The sequence below is a fragment of the Flavobacterium sp. genome (genome assembly GCF_044376915.1).
Classification (GTDB): domain Bacteria; phylum Bacteroidota; class Bacteroidia; order Flavobacteriales; family Flavobacteriaceae; genus Flavobacterium.
Genome location: NZ_JBILKB010000008.1, coordinates 14,736 through 33,908 on the forward strand (window position 1 = coordinate 14,736; position 19,173 = coordinate 33,908).

At 35.0% G+C, this 19,173-nt stretch carries 16 protein-coding genes; 2 read left to right on the forward strand and 14 right to left on the reverse strand.

Annotation, left to right across the window (positions count from 1 at the left end; all coding sequences use genetic code 11):
* Positions 1-13: 13 nt before the first annotated feature.
* From ACIQ6Z_RS01625 to ACIQ6Z_RS01635, 3 genes are all read right to left on the reverse strand, one after another.
* Positions 14-1,885, reverse strand: a complete 1,872-nt coding sequence (locus tag ACIQ6Z_RS01625; protein ID WP_396209194.1) for a U32 family peptidase — start codon at positions 1,883-1,885, stop codon at positions 14-16.
* Between the two features lie 96 nt (positions 1,886-1,981).
* Positions 1,982-3,166 (reverse strand): pyridoxal phosphate-dependent aminotransferase, encoded by a 1,185-nt coding sequence (locus ACIQ6Z_RS01630; protein ID WP_396209195.1) that lies wholly within the window; start codon positions 3,164-3,166, stop codon positions 1,982-1,984.
* Positions 3,167-3,224: 58 nt separating this feature from the next.
* On the reverse strand, positions 3,225-4,319 hold the full coding sequence (locus ACIQ6Z_RS01635; RefSeq protein ID WP_396209196.1) for a fatty acid desaturase family protein: 1,095 nt from the start codon (positions 4,317-4,319) through the stop codon (positions 3,225-3,227).
* Between the two features lie 183 nt (positions 4,320-4,502).
* Between ACIQ6Z_RS01635 and rsmG the strand changes: the two genes are divergently transcribed.
* A complete protein-coding gene (gene rsmG, locus ACIQ6Z_RS01640; RefSeq protein ID WP_396209197.1) occupies positions 4,503-5,132 on the forward strand; it encodes a 16S rRNA (guanine(527)-N(7))-methyltransferase RsmG in 630 nt (209 codons plus the stop codon).
* Between the two features lie 114 nt (positions 5,133-5,246).
* Here the strand turns inward: rsmG and pruA are convergent, their stop codons facing one another.
* The 5 genes from pruA to map form a co-directional block, all read right to left on the reverse strand.
* Positions 5,247-6,872, reverse strand: a complete 1,626-nt coding sequence (pruA, locus tag ACIQ6Z_RS01645) for an L-glutamate gamma-semialdehyde dehydrogenase (protein ID WP_396209198.1) — start codon at positions 6,870-6,872, stop codon at positions 5,247-5,249.
* A 164-nt stretch (positions 6,873-7,036) separates the two neighbouring features.
* On the reverse strand, positions 7,037-7,423 hold the full coding sequence (gene apaG, locus ACIQ6Z_RS01650; protein ID WP_396209199.1) for a Co2+/Mg2+ efflux protein ApaG: 387 nt from the start codon (positions 7,421-7,423) through the stop codon (positions 7,037-7,039).
* A gap of 124 nt (positions 7,424-7,547) precedes the next feature.
* Positions 7,548-8,795: a DUF5103 domain-containing protein gene (locus ACIQ6Z_RS01655; protein ID WP_396209200.1), complete on the reverse strand. Its 1,248-nt coding sequence runs from the start codon at positions 8,793-8,795 to the stop codon at positions 7,548-7,550.
* Between the two features lie 92 nt (positions 8,796-8,887).
* Positions 8,888-9,652 carry a class I SAM-dependent methyltransferase gene (locus tag ACIQ6Z_RS01660; RefSeq protein WP_396209201.1) on the reverse strand — a complete coding sequence of 255 codons (765 nt, stop codon included), beginning with the start codon at positions 9,650-9,652 and terminating at the stop codon, positions 8,888-8,890.
* Positions 9,652-10,470: a type I methionyl aminopeptidase gene (gene map / locus ACIQ6Z_RS01665; protein ID WP_396209202.1), complete on the reverse strand. Its 819-nt coding sequence runs from the start codon at positions 10,468-10,470 to the stop codon at positions 9,652-9,654. The genes ACIQ6Z_RS01660 and map overlap by 1 nt, the downstream gene beginning before the upstream one ends.
* 376 nt (positions 10,471-10,846) lie before the next feature.
* On the opposite strand from map, the gene ACIQ6Z_RS01670 reads away from it, so the two are divergent.
* Positions 10,847-11,182: an RNA recognition motif domain-containing protein gene (locus ACIQ6Z_RS01670; protein WP_396196497.1), complete on the forward strand. Its 336-nt coding sequence runs from the start codon at positions 10,847-10,849 to the stop codon at positions 11,180-11,182.
* A gap of 57 nt (positions 11,183-11,239) precedes the next feature.
* Here ACIQ6Z_RS01670 and ACIQ6Z_RS01675 read toward each other — a convergent pair whose 3' ends face one another.
* The 6 genes from ACIQ6Z_RS01675 to gpmI all read right to left on the reverse strand — a co-directional run bounded on the left by ACIQ6Z_RS01675 (position 11,240) and on the right by gpmI (position 19,121).
* On the reverse strand, positions 11,240-12,622 hold the full coding sequence (locus ACIQ6Z_RS01675; protein WP_396209203.1) for a TolC family protein: 1,383 nt from the start codon (positions 12,620-12,622) through the stop codon (positions 11,240-11,242).
* The gene (locus ACIQ6Z_RS01680) at positions 12,622-13,968 is read right to left on the reverse strand and encodes an HlyD family secretion protein (protein ID WP_396209204.1); all 1,347 of its coding nucleotides are present in this window, start codon (positions 13,966-13,968) and stop codon (positions 12,622-12,624) included. Before ACIQ6Z_RS01680 ends, ACIQ6Z_RS01675 begins: the two co-directional genes overlap by 1 nt.
* A 2-nt stretch (positions 13,969-13,970) precedes the next feature.
* Positions 13,971-15,623 carry a peptidase domain-containing ABC transporter gene (locus ACIQ6Z_RS01685; RefSeq protein WP_396209205.1) on the reverse strand — a complete coding sequence of 551 codons (1,653 nt, stop codon included), beginning with the start codon at positions 15,621-15,623 and terminating at the stop codon, positions 13,971-13,973.
* Complete coding sequence (locus ACIQ6Z_RS01690) at positions 15,620-16,291, reverse strand: TetR/AcrR family transcriptional regulator (protein WP_396209206.1); 672 nt, start codon at positions 16,289-16,291, stop codon at positions 15,620-15,622. Before ACIQ6Z_RS01690 ends, ACIQ6Z_RS01685 begins: the two co-directional genes overlap by 4 nt.
* A 154-nt stretch (positions 16,292-16,445) precedes the next feature.
* Positions 16,446-17,492, reverse strand: coding sequence for a hypothetical protein (locus ACIQ6Z_RS01695; protein WP_396209207.1), 1,047 nt, complete (start codon positions 17,490-17,492; stop codon positions 16,446-16,448).
* A gap of 111 nt (positions 17,493-17,603) precedes the next feature.
* Positions 17,604-19,121: a 2,3-bisphosphoglycerate-independent phosphoglycerate mutase gene (gene gpmI / locus ACIQ6Z_RS01700; protein ID WP_396209208.1), complete on the reverse strand. Its 1,518-nt coding sequence runs from the start codon at positions 19,119-19,121 to the stop codon at positions 17,604-17,606.
* Positions 19,122-19,173 lie beyond the last annotated feature (52 nt).

Below are 19,173 nucleotides of genomic sequence, written 5' to 3' on the forward strand. Positions count from 1 at the left end.
ATCGGTTACTATATTAATGAAAGTGATCTTCTTCGATTTCAAATTCGGCATCTTTTTCCCAAATTTCCATTTCACAAGGCTTGCAATTGAATTTGAGTTTGTATTCTAATTCACCTTGTTTTAATACCAAAGGCTCTTTAACCTTTTTGTCACGATGTTCCGGATGGTATTTTGGGCAACGTTCCAATTCGTATTTGATGCAATATTTGGTGGTCATTACACGAGATTTACCTGGATCCCATTGCAATTCGAAGGCTTTTTCTATTTCGGTAACGCCATGACGCTCGTAAAATTTACGTGCGGTTTTGTTGGCCACATTGTACATGAAATCCAATTTTGTTTCTGGATATGGATGTGATGTTTTTTCCAATTGGTGTTCTTTGCGCACATAATTTTTCAGGCGAATTTCTGATAATTGTTCGAAAACGGTTCTTCGCATTTCATTGATTTTTGAAATGGGTAAAAACCAATTTTCAGAAAAATCAATGGTAATTTCAGTTGCAGTATAGGGTGTAAATCCTGTTTTGGCCAAGTTTTTTTTAAAATTTTCGGCTAGTGAATCGTTATTTTTGGTGCGTTCTTTTGGGTGTTCCAAAGCAACTTTACTCACATTTCCATCTTCGTCAGTAACAATCAATTCAAAACCTGATTCGCTTTCACGCAGCACTAATGCAGTACTAATTTTTCGAACAGCACTGTCTTCGCGTTCTACAATTTTAATAAAAGCGGCATCGTTATTTCTGTAGATAAATGTGCCATCTGCAATTTCCTTCAATACATTCGGGTAAACCCAACCGTTTTCTGCACGGTTGACATAAATACCTTCGGCCTCATTATTTTGATTGATGAAGCACAATCCGTCACCGTTGTTGAGCAATTCTCCATTTTCAATTTCGTAGGCATTGCCCACAGTTTGGATGAGTTTTCCGATATATTGTCCTTTCGATTTTGGGCTTTCCCAAGAACCAATCGATTGATGTCTTTCGTTTACAAAATAATCCGTGTACCCGCGATTGAAAGTACGATCCAAAGCCGAATCAAATGTATATGTACAAGTTCCAGAAGAAGCTTTGGTGTATTCTGCTTCATTTTCGCATAAGAAAGCGTCTAATTTTTGGCGCAAATAGGATACATTATTTTTCACATAGACAATATCTTTCAAGCGGCCTTCAATTTTAAAGGATACAATTCCGGCTTTTACTAAATTTGGAATTTGATCCGAAACATCAAAATCTTTAATGGAGAGTAAGTGACTGTTTTTAATTAACGTATCGCCATTCCCGTCAATCAAATTATAAGGTAAGCGACAGTTCTGCGCACAAGATCCGCGGTTTGCCGAGCGCTCGCCATTGGCTACACTCATATAACAATTCCCACTAAACGAAACACATAAAGCACCAGTAACGAAGAATTCTAGTTCAACATCGGTAGTATCACTGATTTCTTTAATTTGGTGTAAGTTTAATTCCCGAGCTAAAACCACTCTTTGGATTCCGGCGTCGGCTAAAAATTTGATTTTATCAGCATCTCGGTTGTTGGCTTGTGTACTGGCATGCAATGCAATAGGGGGGAGTTCCATCTCTAGTATTGCCATGTCTTGAATAATTAAAGCATCAACTCCGATATCATAAAGCTTCCAAATTAATTGACGGCATTTTTCCAATTCGTCATCATATAAAATGGTATTGATAACCACAAAAACTTGCGCATTATACAAGTGAGCATATTGAACAAGTGCGGCAACATCTTCCAGCGAATTGTGCGCGTTAGAGCGTGCGCCAAATTGTGGGGCTCCAATATATACTGCATCAGCACCCGCATTTATGGCGGCAATTCCGGTGAGTAAATCTTTTGCGGGCGCTAAAATTTCAATCTTCTTTTTCATTGGTTGAACTATAATAATTCGGTATTTTCCTTAAGAAAGTGTGCAAAGTTCATATAAAAAAATTGAGATTTCTAATTGAAGTTTGCTTTTTCTGATTTAAGAAACCGCTTCTTTGATTCTTCTCATGGCTTCCGTTAATAAAGCTTCGCTAGTTGCATAAGAGAAACGAATACAATTTGGATTTCCAAAAGCATCACCGGTTACAGTCGCAACATTGGCTTCGGCCAATAAAAACATGGAGAAATCTGTAGCGTCTTTAATTTCGGTTCCTTTGATGGTTTTACCAAAATAATACGATACATCAGGAAAAACATAAAATGCTCCTTCGGGTACATTCAATTTGAATCCTGGAATTTGATTGACCAATCCGACTACTAAATCTCTGCGGTTTTTAAAAGCCATAACCATATCGTTCAATACACTTGGGTCGGCTTCAACAGCTGTAATAGTTGCTCTTTGCGCAATAGAATTGGCTCCAGAAGTAACTTGGCCTTGTATCTTTGTACACGCTTTTGCGATGAATTCGGGTGCGCCAATGTATCCAATTCTCCATCCGGTCATAGCAAAAGCTTTGGCAACTCCATTAACAGTTATGGTTCTTTCTAACATGCCTGGAATAGAACCGATACTACAGAAAGTTCCTGAAAAATTGATGTGTTCGTATATTTCATCCGAAACAATATAAACGTGTGGGTGTTTTTCTAATACAGCAGCTAACGCCGTTAGCTCTTCGCGATTGTATACCGAGCCACTTGGGTTGCAAGGCGAACTAAACCACATCATTTTTGTTTTGGGTGTGATAGCAGCTTCTAATTGTTCTGGCGTAATTTTAAAATCGCTTTCAACTGAAGTAGGAACTTCTACCGGGATTCCTCCCGAAAGCTTGATGATTTCGAAATAGGAAACCCAATAAGGCGCTGGAAGAATGACTTCATCACCATTATTTAACATGACTTGAGCAATGTTGTATAACGATTGTTTAGCACCCGTAGACACTACAATTTGTGAGGCTTTATACTCTAAATTATTATCTCTTTTAAATTTTTTGCAGATGGCTTCTTTCAATTCTAAATATCCTTCTACAGGGGTGTACGTGCTGTAGTTTTCATCGATAGCGCGTTTTGCAGCTTCTTTAATAAATTCGGGTGTGTTGAAATCTGGTTCGCCTAAACTAAGACTAATGATGTCTTTTCCTTGTGCTTTTAATTCTCTAGCAAGAGCCGCCATTGCTAAGGTTTGTGAAACGGCTAAGTTGTTAATTCGGTCCGATAACGGGTTCATTGTGTGTTAGTTATTATAGTTAATACAAAAGACGCGATTCCTCGCGTCTCTTCTTTTATTATGCTAATTGTGGTTTTCTTCCTAGTTCTCTCAAATGTTTGAAATGAGATGCGATGGCCGCTCGAGTTGTTTTAAACTCGTGATACGGTAAGTTACATTCTGCTGCTGTTTGTTTTACAATTTCGGCAATTTTGTTGTAGTGAACGTGACTAATATTAGGAAAAATATGGTGTTCAATTTGGTGATTGAGACCTCCGGTATAATAGTTGATGATCCAGTTTTTAGGCGCAAAGTTTGCAGTTGTAAACAATTGATGAATAGCCCAAGTATTCTCGATTTCTCCATTGTCATCAGGCATTGGGTTTACAGTATCTTCCACCACGTGTGCCAATTGAAACACAACGCTTAATATTAATCCGGCGGTGTAATGCATTACTACAAAACCAAGCACAACTTTCCACCATGTGATTCCTAATACCATGGGAAGTGCCAACCAAATGGTGAAGTAAATAATTTTAGTAATAATTAAGGTAGTCCAACGAATTACAGGTTTTTTGAATTCACCGTAAGATAAATTTCTTTTTAAATAGCGCTTCATCTGAAGAAAATCAGTTGTAATGGCCCAGTTGAATGTTAGCAATCCATATAAAAATACAGAATAGTAATGTTGGAATTGGTGAAAACTATACCATTTAGCTGTTTTAGAAAAGCGCAAAATGCGACCCGCTTCTAAATCTTCATCGTGTCCAAGAATGTTAGTGTAGGTATGGTGTAAAACGTTATGTTGTACTTGCCAATTGTATACATTTCCTGCTAAGATATAAATACTACCTCCCATTACTTTGTTTACCCAGGATTTAGTGGAATAAGCGCCATGATTTCCGTCGTGCATTACGTTCATTCCCACGCCTGCCATTCCTACACCTATCACTACATTAAGCAATAAATAGGTCCAAAAAGGCATATCCATTGCTAATAAAAAGAAGTAAGGTGTTAAGAAAAGTGCAAACATCACAATCGTTTTCAAGTGCAATTTCCAGTTTCCCGTTTTATCGAGGTTGTTTTCTTTAAAATAATCGTTTACGCGTTTATTCAACGTTCTAAAAAACTTAAGATTGTCGTTTTTTGAAAAAACAGGTGCTTGTGTCTCCATAGTATAGTGTTTTTAAGTGAAATAACCTTCACTTATAGATGAGTTTGCCAAAACAAACGGTTCAATTATTTGATCTCAAATTGAAAATCAAATTTGTCAAAGATAATTATTATAATTTTTTCATTTAGGGTATTCTCCATTTTTTATTCATTAAAAAGCGTATTTTTGTGCAAAATTTAACGAATGGAAGCTATTTTAAGTCAATTTCCAAATTTAACCGAAATTCAAGTCCTTCAGTTTCAAAAATTGCAAGAATTATATGAAGATTGGAATTCAAAGATTAATGTTATTTCTAGAAAAGATATTGACGAATTGTATACGCGTCATGTTCTACATTCATTAGGAATTGCTAAAATCATTGAGTTTAGACCCGGCTCTAAAATAATGGATGTAGGAACAGGTGGTGGTTTCCCCGGTATTCCACTAGCTATATTACATCCGGAAGTTGATTTTTATTTGATTGATGTTATTGCTAAAAAAATTAAAGTTGTGAATGAAGTGGCAACAGCATTGGGTTTAAAGAATGTAAAAGCCGAACAAAAACGGGCCGAATTGGTAAAACAAGAATTTGATTTTATTGTAAGTCGTGCGGTAACTAATATGCCCGATTTTGTGAATTGGGTGGAAGACAAAGTGGCTAAAAAGCAACACCACGAATTAGCTAACGGTATTTTATATTTAAAAGGAGGCGATTTAACCGAAGAATTGGCGGCTTTTCCAAAAGCTACAGAATACAATTTATCGGATTTCTTTACCGATGAATTTTTTGAAACTAAGAAAGTGGTGCATTTGCCATTGAAGTATAAGAAATGATTCTTTGGTAATGGGTGTTAGGTGTCAGGAAAAATATTACAAAACAAAACCCGATTTTCAGCTGAAAATCGGGTTTCCTATTTTGTATTTCGTACTTGTAAACTCTACTTCGAATTATCCTAAAAACGGATATTTATAATCTTCTGGTGTTACAAATGTTTCTTTGATCGTTCTAACAGAAGCCCAACGCAATAAGTTTTGTGCCGAACCAGCTTTATCATTTGTTCCAGAACCTCTTGCCCCTCCAAAAGGTTGCATACCTACAACTGCTCCTGTTGGTTTATCGTTGATATAGAAGTTTCCGGCAGCGTTTTGTAAGGCAACGGTTGCTTCTTCTACCGCATAACGACATTGGCTAAATACGGCGCCAGTCAGCGCATATTCTGAAGTTTCGTCCACTAATTTCAATGTTTCAGACCATTTGGCGTCTTCATACACATAAATCGTAACTACGGGTCCGAACAATTCGGTTTCCATTGTTGCGTATTTTGGATTTGAAGTTAAAATAACCGTTGGTTCAATAAAATATCCTTTTGATTTGTCGTAATTTCCACCGATGATTACTTCGGCATCGCTGTCCTTTTTTGCTTGGTCAATGTAATGCGCTAATTTGTCAAAAGAAGCTTCCGAAATAACCGCCGTAATAAAATTACCCATATCTTCTGGTGATCCCATTTTCATGGATGCTAAATCGGATTTTAATTGAGTTTGAACTGCTGGCCACAAACTTTGAGGAATATAAACACGAGAAGCTGCACTACATTTTTGTCCTTGGAATTCAAATGCACCACGAGCAATTCCAACCGCAACTTGAGTTGGATTGGCAGATGGATGTGCAATGATGAAATCTTTTCCACCGGTTTCACCTACAATTCTTGGATAGGTTTTATAGGTGGCGATATTCGTTCCAATGGTTTTCCAAATGTCATTAAATACCCCAGTTGAACCAGTAAAGTGAACGCCTGCTAGATGAGGGTTGGATAGAATTACATCGGATACCATGCCCGAATCTCCCATAACCATATTGATTACTCCATCTGGTAAACCGGCTTCTTTGAATACTTGCATGATTACATTGGCCGAATATACTTGTGTAGCCGCTGGTTTCCAAACCACTACATTACCCATTAAAGCGGCACTTGAAGGTAAATTACCTGCAATTGCAGTAAAGTTGAACGGAGTAATAGCATATACAAATCCTTCTAACGGACGGTATTCTACTCGATTCCACATGTCAGAAGTTGAAGCGGGTTGGTCTGCATAAATTTTGGTCATGAATTCTACGTTGTAACGCAAAAAATCAATTAATTCACAAGCAGCATCAATTTCAGCTTGGTGAATGGTTTTAGATTGCGCAATCATTGTGGCGGCATTGATCTTAGCTCTATAAGGACCGGCTAATAATTCGGCTGCTTTCAAGAAAATACTGGCCCGGTTTTCCCAAGACATGGTGGCCCATTTTTTTCGCGCTTCTAATGCAGTTGTTATTGCTTTTTCTACTAATGCTTTATCAGCTTGATGATACACACCTACAACATGCTGGTGATCGTGCGGGGCTGACATTTTTTTGGTATTGCCGGTTGTAATGGTTTCACTACCAATGTAAAGTGGAACTTCTACTTCTGCATTCCACATGGTTTTATACGTTTCGGCTACTTTTTTACGTTCTGGGGTTCCAGGAGCATATGATTTTACGGGTTCATTTACTGCTTTAGGAACATTAAAAAATCCTTTTAACATGGTATGGTATTTTACTTCACTTTCAAAACATAGCAGAAGTGAAAATTAAACAATTGATTGTATTATTTTATGGTATTATCGTAATCGATCACAAAAATACGAAGTAATTTTTGAATTATTGATAACAAAAGTTACGTTTGCGTGACGCTGAAACAAAAGAAATATCAATTGAGTGCAAATGGGGCTCCTAATTTAAAGGCTGGAATTTCAACTTTGAAACTGCGTGTAGAGGTGAAATTGACCATATTGAAATGACCTTTCATTGCGCCTAAAGGAGACGACAACAAACAACCTGAAGAATAGGTGTAAATTTCACCGGGTTTTAATACGGGTTTTTTCCCGATTACTCCTTCGCCATCTACAATTTCTATGTCGTTGAGTGCATCAAAAATTTCCCAATGGCGCGAGTTTAATTGAACAGAATCTTTGCTTTGATTTTCAATGGTGATATGATACGTAAAGGCGTAGTGAATTTTATAGTTTTTGAAATAGGTACCTTCAAAACTAGTAAACACTGAAATTTTTATCCCTCTTGTTATTTGACTTACCATTATCGAATCGCTTTATTGAGCAAGAAATCTTTGATTCAAAAGTACAAATTATATCGTATTTTATATATAGGAAAAGCTAAAATTTATTAAAAAATCACAAATAATGATTTTTAAGGGTAACAAATTAGTTTTTTATTTCTTCGCTATTTGTCATTCCAATCCCTATTACACGATCATATCGGTCATTGTTGCCTCTATAATAAATTAGTGCGGTGTAATTGTTTTCGGTTTGGAAAAAATTGCCATCAATCGCATTTTTATGATCAATATTCCCTAATTTATCTGTTAGTAGATAGAAAAAATTTGTAAATCCTTGTTTGATTAATAGGGCTTTTTCATAGCATTTTGTGGCGTTATTGTATTCCATTTTAGCTTCTTCAGAAAGCGCATTATTTGTAAACATTCCTGAAATATATACATCTTTTTCTGGCTCTTGTGGCATGGCTAATGAAAAATATACCCAAGTATAATCGGCTTCTGTTTCCGGATAATTTGAATTGGCATTTTGAATAAAAAAATTACCATTAATATCAGGGAAATAGGTGTAAACACTTCTCTTTCTGGGCGTATTAGTATACAGATAAGTGTTGTAGATTTGGTCTCCTGAAGTAACTTTTGCAACCGTATTATTTGTACTTCGTATGATCTTATTGTCGATGGTGTAACATTCGTTTCCGCCCCAAAATTGTGTTTCTTTGTTGTATCTGTAGATCAATTCACTGCCCAAAGTATATTGAGGTTTTACTCCGGTGATACTGGTATTCCAATTGCCGTTTTGTAACAACGTAACTTTTACATTTTGAATTGGATTCTGTAGTGTTTTATCACCATAATTTAAGGTTAATTCAATATTGTGTTTGGTATCTATGGTTTCAAAATCACGGGATCTTCTTACCAGTAAGCCTACTTGAATATCTTCTTCATAAAGTACGAATCTTCTAGAAAAAATAACTTCATTTTCTTCGTTTAAAACCGAAAGTAAATAGTTACCGGTTTTCGTAATTTGATTGAATTTATTTGGAAAAACTTGTTTGTAATGAGAATATAATTGTAGGGTATTGAACGAATTTTGGTAGGTAATTATTCGTTGATTATCGAGCCCTGTAAGGTACTCTGCTTTGGATAAGTTAGACGGTATATTCCAGTCAGCGTTGTAATGCGTAAGCGTGTAATAGTAGTCAGCTTCATCACTGTAAAGATCGTCGAATTGTATTTCGAAAGAATCTCCTAGTTTAAAAAAAGGGATAACATTTCTGCCATTTTGGACAAATGATATGGTTTTGATGTTAAACGGGGGATCTTGTTCTAAGGCCGTTTGTCCATAAAAACTTTGGAAAGATAAAAAGGTCAGGACAAGCCAAAAATTTTTCATTTGAAAAAATTTATTCTTCGTAAAAATAGCAAACTATTTTAAGGTCTGCAACTCTCTAGCTTAATTTTTGATAAATGAAAAGCGCGAAAAAGTTATTTAAAACAGACCGGAATGATTTCTCCTTTTGCAAGACAATATTTTTCTACTAGTACGGGTGAGATGGTTTCAGTGTATTTTACCTCTTCGACTTGGAAACCTATACTTCGTAGTTTGTCAAAATAATCCAATCCGTAAATGCGCACATGGTCATATTGTCCAAATATTTTAGCACGTTCTTTGGGATCTGTAATTGAATCATCGGTAAACGTAGTTGTTCTAGTGATTTCTTGTGGAATTTGAAAAATGCCCATGCCCCCTGGTTTTAATACGCGATACAATTCTTGCATGGCCTTGGTGTCATCTGGAATGTGTTCCAAAACGTGGTTGCACAAAATGATGTCGTAGGTATTATCTTTAAATGGAAGGTTGCAAATATCAGCTTTGACATCCGCTAAGGGTGAATACAAATCGGTTGTAGTATAGTCTAAATTGCTTTGTTTTTTAAATCGTTTGTAAAATTCTTGTTCTGGAGCAAAATGCAAGACTTTTTTGGGTGCCGTAAAAAAATTGGTTTCATTTTGTAAATACAACCACAATAATCGGTGTCTTTCTAAGGAAAGGGTACTGGGAGATAATACATTGTTTCGTTGGGTTCCGTATCCATAGGGTAAAAACATTCGAAAGCTTTTTCCATCAATTGGATCCGTATAGCGCGATCCTTTCAAGAGTAAAGCTAGAATTGGACGCACCACCAGACTTACCCGAATTAATATCGGACGAGGGATGGTATTTAACAGGAGTTTAAAAAGTTGTTTCATTATAATACCATTGGTTTTTGTCGCAATCCATCTTCTTCATTACTTACAATTCCAAGCGCTTCATAGATGTATGCAAAAGTGGATAATAATTCGGGTTTACCATCTACAATCGCCACATCGTGTTCAAAGTGGGCACTCGGTTTCCCGTCGGCAGTGGTAATCGTCCATCCGTCTTTGTGTTGTTTGATGTTTTTGGTTCCCATATTGATCATTGGTTCAATGGCAATAACCATACCGTTGACTAATTTTTTTCCACGCCCTCGTTTCCCATAATTTGGTACCTCCGGATCTTCGTGCATTTTTCTTCCTAATCCGTGCCCGCACAACTCTCGAACCACGCCATAGCCTTGTGCTTCACAATATACTTGAACGGCATTTCCAATATCTTCAACGCGGTTGCCCACTTTTGTAGCTCGAATGCCTTCGTAAAGAGATTCTTTAGTAATTTTTAATAACTTTTTAGTCGCTGCATCTACTTCACCTACTTCAAAAGTATAGGCATGATCGCCATAAAATCCGTTCTTTAAAGCGCCACAATCTACCGAAATAATATCTCCTTCCTGTAAAGGAATTGTATTTGGAATACCATGAACCACTTGAGTATTTGGACTCATACAAAGGGTGTTTGGAAAGCCATACATTCCTAAAAATGCAGGTTCGGCTCCATGAGAGCGAATATAGTCTTCGGCTAATTTGTCTAGGTATAAAGTGGTAACACCCGGTTTGATTTCTTTCGCAATCATTCCTAGCGTTTTAGAAACGATTAAGGCGCTTTCACGCATTAGTTCAATTTCTTCAAGGGTTTTGAGTACAATCATAATAGAAAATTTCGAGACAAAAATACAAATTCAAGTTCAATTACAAGACCAAATTAAAAATTCAATTTTAAAGCGCCAAAACCAATTCCAAATTGCAGCAATATCATGTTTGTACTGCTTATCGCTTTCTTCAACTGTAAATGAAAAGCACTACTTAATGATGAAAGGATAAGATTTAATCTACGCGTATACTTTATTTAGTTCTAAAATAGGCAGTCATATTATTTTATTGTCTTTTTTTGTAAAAATTTCAATAAAAAGGCTGTTTGATTTTATAATATTTAGTTAAAATACCTACTTTTTGAAAATATTTCAAAGTTTAAAGGTAAAACAACATTAAATAGTCTACCTTTGTTGAGAATTAAATTTTTCATAGATGAACATTTTTGTAGGAAGTCTTCCTTTCAGTGTAGAGGAAGCAGATTTAAGAGGTTATTTTGAAGAGTATGGAACTGTTGAGTCAGTTAAAATTATCTCGGATAAATTTACCGGAAGAAGTAAAGGATTTGGATTTGTTGAAATGCCTAATGATGCAGAAGCACAAAAAGCAATTGACGAATTAAACGGTGGAACTATCGAAGGTAGAAAAATCGTTGTGAACAAATCAGAACCAAAACCAGAAGGCGAAAGAAGAAGTTTCGATCGTAATTCAGGTGGAAACAGAGGTGGATACTCTAGTAATAGAGACAACAACTCAAGAGATCGTTACTAATATTTTTGTAATATAAAACGAAAAAAACCTTCGCATTTGCGGAGGTTTTTTAATTTATTATGGTTGTGCCAAAGTTTTGTACAATTCTATGAGCGCCTGAAAATACCGATTTTCTAAACCTATGGCATTCAGTTGTGAACTTACTAAAGTATTTTCTCTAGAATTAATGAGAAAAAGCGAACTTTCACCCATACCAAATAACCGATCTTCCGCCGTTAGTAATTGATTAAAGTTTTGAACCAATTGCGAATTATAAGCTTGTTGTTTTTGTAACGAAATAATTTCTTGTTGTTGTGATTTCAGTTTGTTTTCTAAACTTTTTCTTTCAAATTGTAAGCTAAATTGAGAATCTTGAATTTTTAGTTTGGCCAATTTTAGTCCCGCTCGTTCTTTTCTCAAAAAAATTGGAATCGAAAAATTCAAGCCTATTTTGTAATCTTCCATTCGGTATTGATCGATTGCACTGGGTTCCGATAAATAGTTATAACTTAAATCTAATTTGGGTAAAAGCGCATTTGCTTTCAGCCGTTTTTCAACATTTAAAAGAGCAATTTTAGCATCTAAGGCTTTAATTTTTGGATGGTTGTCTAATGAAAAACTATTCAATTCATTAACTTGTAGCGTTTCTTTTATTGTAATTGACAGTGTTTTTTCAGGCAGTAATTCTTCTTTCAATTCTAAAGGGAGGTTGTTTTCAAACCATAAATAGTTAGACAGTTCCAATCGAGCTTTGGTGTATTTTAATTGGGCGTCTTCTAAATTTAATCTCCTAGTAGTAACTGCAATACCAGCTTCCACACTGTCGATTGCAGGTTTATCGCCTTGAACAATTAATTCAGATACTCCTTCATAACGAATTTGAGCATTTTTTAAATAGTTTTCATATAATTTCACCTCATCATAACTTCTCTTCCAATTGGCATAACTTGTAGAGGCTTGATACAATACTTCAATCGCTTGTAAGTTTCGTTCGGCACTATTTAAATTTTGTGCAATTTTTGCTTTTCTAATATCCGCCATTCTTTGATTGATGAAAAGGCCTTGGCCTACCGGTACAGATATCCCCAAAGAGGTTATCCCAGTATTAGGCAGGGTGTTTTCGGGATTTATATACATGCCTTCAGCATTGTCAAATCCTGCTTTTAATTCAATTCCATACCAAGTAGGTATTTTAAAACTGCTGTTTAGAATCGAATAATAGTTTGTGTCTTTGAACTGTTTTTCACTGAAATCCACTTCGATTTTTGGATCAAAAGCTCCGCGAGCTAACATTAAATTGGCTTGTGCTTCGTTCAATTTTAAGTCAGCTTGTTTGACAAGAGGATGGTATTTTTTTACATATCCTAAAAATTCATTAAAGCTAAACTCTGTATTGTTTTGTCCAAAAATGGTCCAACTCCATCCGATGAAAATACAAAGAAAATACAATTTCGTTTTCATTATTTTTTTGATTTTTCTTGCGTAGAAGGTTGGTAAAAATTTGGTGGGAAACCATTTAATGTTCGCCAAATTTCAAACCAAATGGGAACGTTATTCAATAAGGCCAATGATTGGGTTCCGGCACCAATACTAAGTTGTTTGGGCCATTTTTTATCCTTTGGATCGGGAGCAATCAACACCCTATATTTGCCATTTTCGCTAATGAAATTTTCTTTCGCTACAATAACTCCTCCAAAGGTTCCAAACGATACATCGGGCCATCCGCTAAATACGATGGTTGGCCATCCATCAAACCAAACTCTTACTTTTTCACCATTATTTATCAAAGGAAAATCCATAGGTTCAATGTAGGTTTCAACGGCAATGTCGTATAAGTAAGGCATGATGCTAACAACAGGCGTGCCTTCTTTTAAGGTTTCGCCTATACCTGATTGTAAAGCGCGATTGATGTAACCGTCCTGAGGAGCAGTAATGTAATACATACCGTTTCGAATTTGATAGTTACTGTATTGATTTTTCAATTTATTTACTTGGGCTTCAGTATCAAACTGCACACTTAAAGCTGTTTGTTTGTCACTACTCGCTTTTGCATCTTTCTCTGCATATTCTGCACGAATACGGTTGAGTTCCATTGTAGCATTTAGTACTTCATTTTTACTGGTTATATAGTCGTTTTCTTTCGTAATAATTTTAGCTTCAGTTTCTTGCAGTTTCAATCGTTTTTCTTCCACATCGGTTAGCGGTTTTAAACCTTCCTTATTTAAGTTTACCGAACGATTGTATTGTGTTTTAGCGATTTTAAGTTGGGTTTTACTTGCCTCAAAATCAATGCTGTCGCTTTGTACTTTTAAATAAGATTGTTTCAGTTTGTTTTGTGCTTGTCTTACTTTTAGATTTTTTTCGCTCTCGATGGCACCCATTTGATTTTCCAAAGCTTTTACTTTATCAGAGTAAGATTGTACCGCCATTTCTTTTGCTTTTACTTGTTTGCCGGTATTTTCAATTAAATTTGGATCTAAATAATCCTCTTTGATTTCTGAGATAAATAATATAGTATCCCCCTTTTTTACAAAATCACCTTCTTGAACGTACCATTGTTCTATTCGACCTGCAATGGCGGTATGAATGGTCTGTGGTCTTTGATTTGGTTTTAAGGTAGTAACAAACCCAGTTCCCTTGATATTTTGTGTCCATGGGAGAAATAGAAATATCAGTAATAACAAAACAAATCCCCATATTATTTTACGAATGATTTGGTAATGTTTGGGTTGTTTAAAGACAGCTGTCGACTTAAATTCATCAACTTTCACTAAAGGATTAATTCTATTTTTAGAGATGTTTAACATAATTAGCGTGTTTTAATTGTGCCTCGATCTAAAACGATCGTCTGTTTACAAATTTGTTTCCAATAATTGTTTTTACTTACGACCACTAAAGTCCAAGGTTGATTTTCTTCACATAAGAAATCCAATATTTCTTTACAATTGTTTTCATCAATTTTATCTAAAGGATTTTCTAAAAATAACAACTTGGGTTGGTTAATAATGCATCGCGCCAAAACAATTTTTTGAATCGTTGAAGCATTGATTTGTTTGCCTTCTGATGATATGTTTGTTTCCAAGCCCTGGGGTAAAGCTTTGATGACCTCTGTAAGTTTCAACTTGTCTAACAATTCAAAAACAGACTCCATTTTAATGGCCGGGTTAGCGCAAGTTATATTTTCCAAAATGGTTCCTTCAAATGGCATCTCTTGGGTTGTAATAACTCCAATTCTCGATCGGTATTTTGCTCCAGAGAATTTTTTATAATTGGTATTGTTGATAAAAATACTACCCGTTGTGGGTTCTAATATTCGAGCTAACAAACGAATTAATGTGGTTTTTCCTGAGCCATTTTCACCATCAATTAAAGTATGTTGTTTGGGTTGAATGGTTAATGAAACATTCTGCAATGTTTCTTTTTCAGCGTCGGGATATTTAAATGATACGTTTTGTAGTTCTACCGACAATGATTCTTGCTCAATAGTATAAGTGGTGTTTTCTGACTCTTCTTCTAATTCGAGATCTACAACAGCTCCCAGTTTTTCTAATGAGGTCAACACATCATAAAACAACTCAAGTCCCGAAAATAATTTTTCTACAGCGGTAATGATACTTAATATGATAATTTCTGCCGCTACAAATTGTCCAATATTCATTTTTTGATTGATCACGAGAAGTCCTCCAATGATTAATAGCCCTGCAGTTATTAGAATCTTAAATCCGGTAAGTTGAATAAATTGTTTTAACAATACATGAAAATGACTTTCGCGCTGTTTTAAATATTCGGTTACCAATCGATCGTTTTTATGCAACGAATAAGAGAAAGTGGTATTACTCTTAAAGCTCAAGTGATTTCTGGCTATTTCTTGTAGCCAATGTGCAATTTTATATTTGTATTTGGATTCTTTTAGACTGGTTTCTAAACCCGTATTGAAGTTGATTTTAAAAATCAAATATAATAGACCCATTAAAAGTATTCCAAAAAATATAAAAAATGAATGATAAAGGGAAAGTAATGCAATTCCAAAAATAATTTGCAGTGCAGCTCCAGAACTATCAAGTAATAATTTGGATACTCCTTTTTGAACCGTTAGGGTATCAAAAAAACGATTGGCTAATTCAGGCGGATATTGGTTGTGTAATTGATTGAATTTTATTTTTGGAAAGCGGTAGGCAAATTCAAAAGACGATCGTACAAATATTTTTTGTTGTAAGTTTTCGGTAATTCTAAATTGCATTATTTTTAACAGTCCCACGAAAGCAACTCCTATTACAACTACAAATACGAGTACAATCCATGAGGTACTTACTTTTCCTGCTTGAATAAAATTAATGATTGATTGTATTCCTAATGGAAGCGATAAGCTAATAAGCCCCGCAATGATAGAATATAAAAAGATTTGATAAATGTCTTGTTTATCAATCAAAATTAAGTTCTTAAATCGTTCTAATGGTCTCATAAGATGGTTTTTTTAACTAAATCAATAAAAAAGGCAGAGGAGCAGTCTTTTTCAGAAAAATTTGTAATTGTTTTCAAATGTTCTTTTAAAAATTGTTGGTGAAGAGCACTTTCTACAATTGTAGAGGCTAAACTTTTCGAATAGGCATAATTGGGATTGATTTCTTCAATAATGTTCACCAATCGATTAATGACTCTTTTATAAACTAAAAAGAAGCCTGCTTTGTTCTCATCGTCTACATTTTTAGTGCGCATCGTTTTAGTAAATTCTTCAATAATGATTCGATTCAAGAGTTGTTCATTAATGTAAGGCGTAGCTTCGTCTTCTGATATATTCTCTGTAACAATTTGTATCGCTTTTTCTAATTTTTGAATCGGATCTGTAACATTTGCTGTAGCAAATATTATACGATATTCCATCCAAGACCAATACCAGGAAGACAAATACATTAATAATTTGTGCTTGTTTTCAAAATACCTGTAAATTGAACTTTCGTTGGATTGAATTTGTTCGCCAAGTTTTTTAAAAGTAAAGGCTTCAAAACCAATTTTGTCAATTAACTCAATGCTGTTTTTTAATATGTTACGTCCCAAATCTGATGTTTCGGGGTCTTTAACATAGAGTTTTTCGTTAATGGTAATTTTAATATTGGATAATATATGTTGCATAACAATTTACTTTATCACTGCAAATTTAATAGTATTACTATTAAGTGTTAAAAGTTTAACTTTTAATTAATATTTTTTTCTTCACTAACACGTAAAAAAAAACATCACAAATACTATTTGTGATGTTTTTTGTATTGTTAATGACTTTTAAAGTTTAGTCACAATGTGTATTAATCAATTCAATCAACCCATTTTGATTGGCTACAGTGTACGTTACATTTGGATTGTCCTCAAATGAAACAGTTATAGGGTAATTAAATGCGGGAATTTGGTTTTGGCTTGGGTTGTATAATTGTAGCAATTGCGAATCATTTTGAGCAGTTGCTACTGCGCCATTAAATTGAACCTGCACAGGATATGAAATGTTTAAACAACTTTCTAATACATCGTCAAAATCATCGTCAAAATCATCGTCGCTACCACAATCCACAAAATCTGCTGAGGTAAATCCTGCACATTCAGCGTTACAAGCATTAGGGAATTCTATGGTCTCACCACCAATATTTACACAAACCGGTGCGTCAATATCAGGACAATTACAATTCGAAGAAGAACAATCTTCAATAAGCTCTTCAAATTCATATGCATTGTCAACTTGTACCGTTTCGTTGTTAATTATTATAGAAAATGGATACACAAAATCTACAATATAATTGTCATCATTATCATCATCATCTAAAATATTTAGTAAAGCACTTTCACTAGTAATGACAATTGTTTGGTTATTGTTTGTCACCAATGAAAAAGGATACACGAAAGTGAAGCAGTCGTTTTCACTAATAGAATCGTCATAAGTATCCATGTCGCAATTTTCAATAGCATTCCAAAATGCCTCTTCATCTGCAATTGTAACTGGAACAGTACTTCCAGCGACTAAAATATCAAAAGGAAAAGAAATACCATCAATATATAATTCGCTGGTCTCGTTTTCTAATATGGAAAGTAATTCATTCTCATTAGCTACAACTACTGTAGTGCCATTATTGTAGGATAAGGTTAGAGGGTATACAAATTCAAAACACATGTCTGAATCATCACTTGATGTTCTACCCGATATGTTGTACGCAGATTTCATTTCTTTCAAGAAAATACGTAATGCTGTACTCTTTTGAGGATCAGCAACATCGTCACTACTCGTACACGATTGAAATACTGTAGTAAAAGCCAACAATAAAATAAATAAATGTTTTAATTTTTTCATAATTATGCTGTTTATTTTTTTTTAAAATTTTTCAAATATATAAATAAATATTAAAATTAAAAAAATGTTTATCATTTTTTTAATTTTGTTAAACAAAAATAGAATTGCAAACTATAGTAGTGATTTGCAATTCATTACAATGGGTTGTTCAACCCCCATTAAGGCTAAAATTGTGGGAGCAATGTCTCCTAAAACGCCATTATTAATTTGTTTTAATTCGGGATCAACTAAGATTATGGGCACCGGGTTGGTTGTATGAGCGGTATTGGGTGAGCCATCTGGATTAATCATGGTTTCACAATTTCCGTGATCGGCAATGATAAGTGTGGTATACTTGTATTGCAGTGCCGTTTCAACAACTTCTTTTACACACTCATCTACTGCTTCACAGGCTTTTATAGCAGCTTCCATAACACCTGTATGTCCCACCATATCTCCGTTTGCAAAATTCAAGCACACAAAATCAACGGTTCCTTTTTTCAATTCGGTAACCAAAGCATCTTTAAGTTCAAAGGCGCTCATTTCGGGTTGTAAGTCATAAGTAGCTACCTTTGGAGAATTTTTTAAAATACGTGTTTCGCCCTTAAAAGGTTCTTCACGACCCCCTGAAAAGAAAAAGGTAACGTGTGGATATTTCTCAGTTTCAGCTATTCTAATTTGAGTTTTTCCTGCTTTTTCCAATACTTCACCCAAAGTTTCGGTTATATTATCCTTATCATATATGACCTTAACATTTTGATAGGTTTCATCATAATTGGTCATGGTTACATAATATAAATTCAATTTATGCATATTGAATTCATGAAAATCTTTTTGAGTAAGTACTTCGGTTAATTCTCTGCCTCTATCGGTTCTAAAATTGAAAAAAATTACAACGTCTTCTTCTTTAATTGCAGCGATCGGTTTGTTGTTTTTGTCCATTATCACTAAAGGTTGTATGAACTCATCGGTGATGTTATTTGCATAGCTTTCTTGTAAACTAGCTACTGCATTGTGAGTAGGAGTGCCGTCATTATTAACTACTAAATCGTAGGCCAACTTTACGCGTTCCCATCGTTTGTCGCGATCCATTGCATAATACCTTCCGATAACTGTTGCTAGTTTTGCGGGGGTGTTTTCTAAATATTTTTCTAGGTCAGTAAGGTATGTAACTCCCGATTTTGGATCGACATCCCGACCATCCGTAAAAGCGTGAACAAACATTTTTTGAACACCGCTTTCTTGAGCTGCATCAATTAATCCGCGCAAATGTGAAGTGTGCGAATGAACACCTCCATCTGAAACCAATCCCAAAAAATGAATGGCTTTTTGGTTTTTCTTCGCATATTCAAAAGCTTCTTGTAGCGGAAGTTCTTGACTCATGGTTTTGTTTTCCACTGCCAAATTAAGTTTTGCTAAATCTTGGTATACAATTCGACCAGCACCCAAATTCATGTGGCCTACTTCAGAATTTCCCATTTGCCCTTCCGGTAATCCTACATTTAATCCATCAGTTCGAAGTTGTGCATTTGGGTATTGGGTATATAAACGATCAATAAAGGGGGTATTTGCTTGATCTATTGCGGATACTTTTGGATCAGGTGATTTTCCCCAACCGTCAAGGATCATTAAAATTACTTTTTTATTCATGACTTTGTATTTGTACAAAGATAAACAAATGGCTGTTTTTTTGCGGTTATTT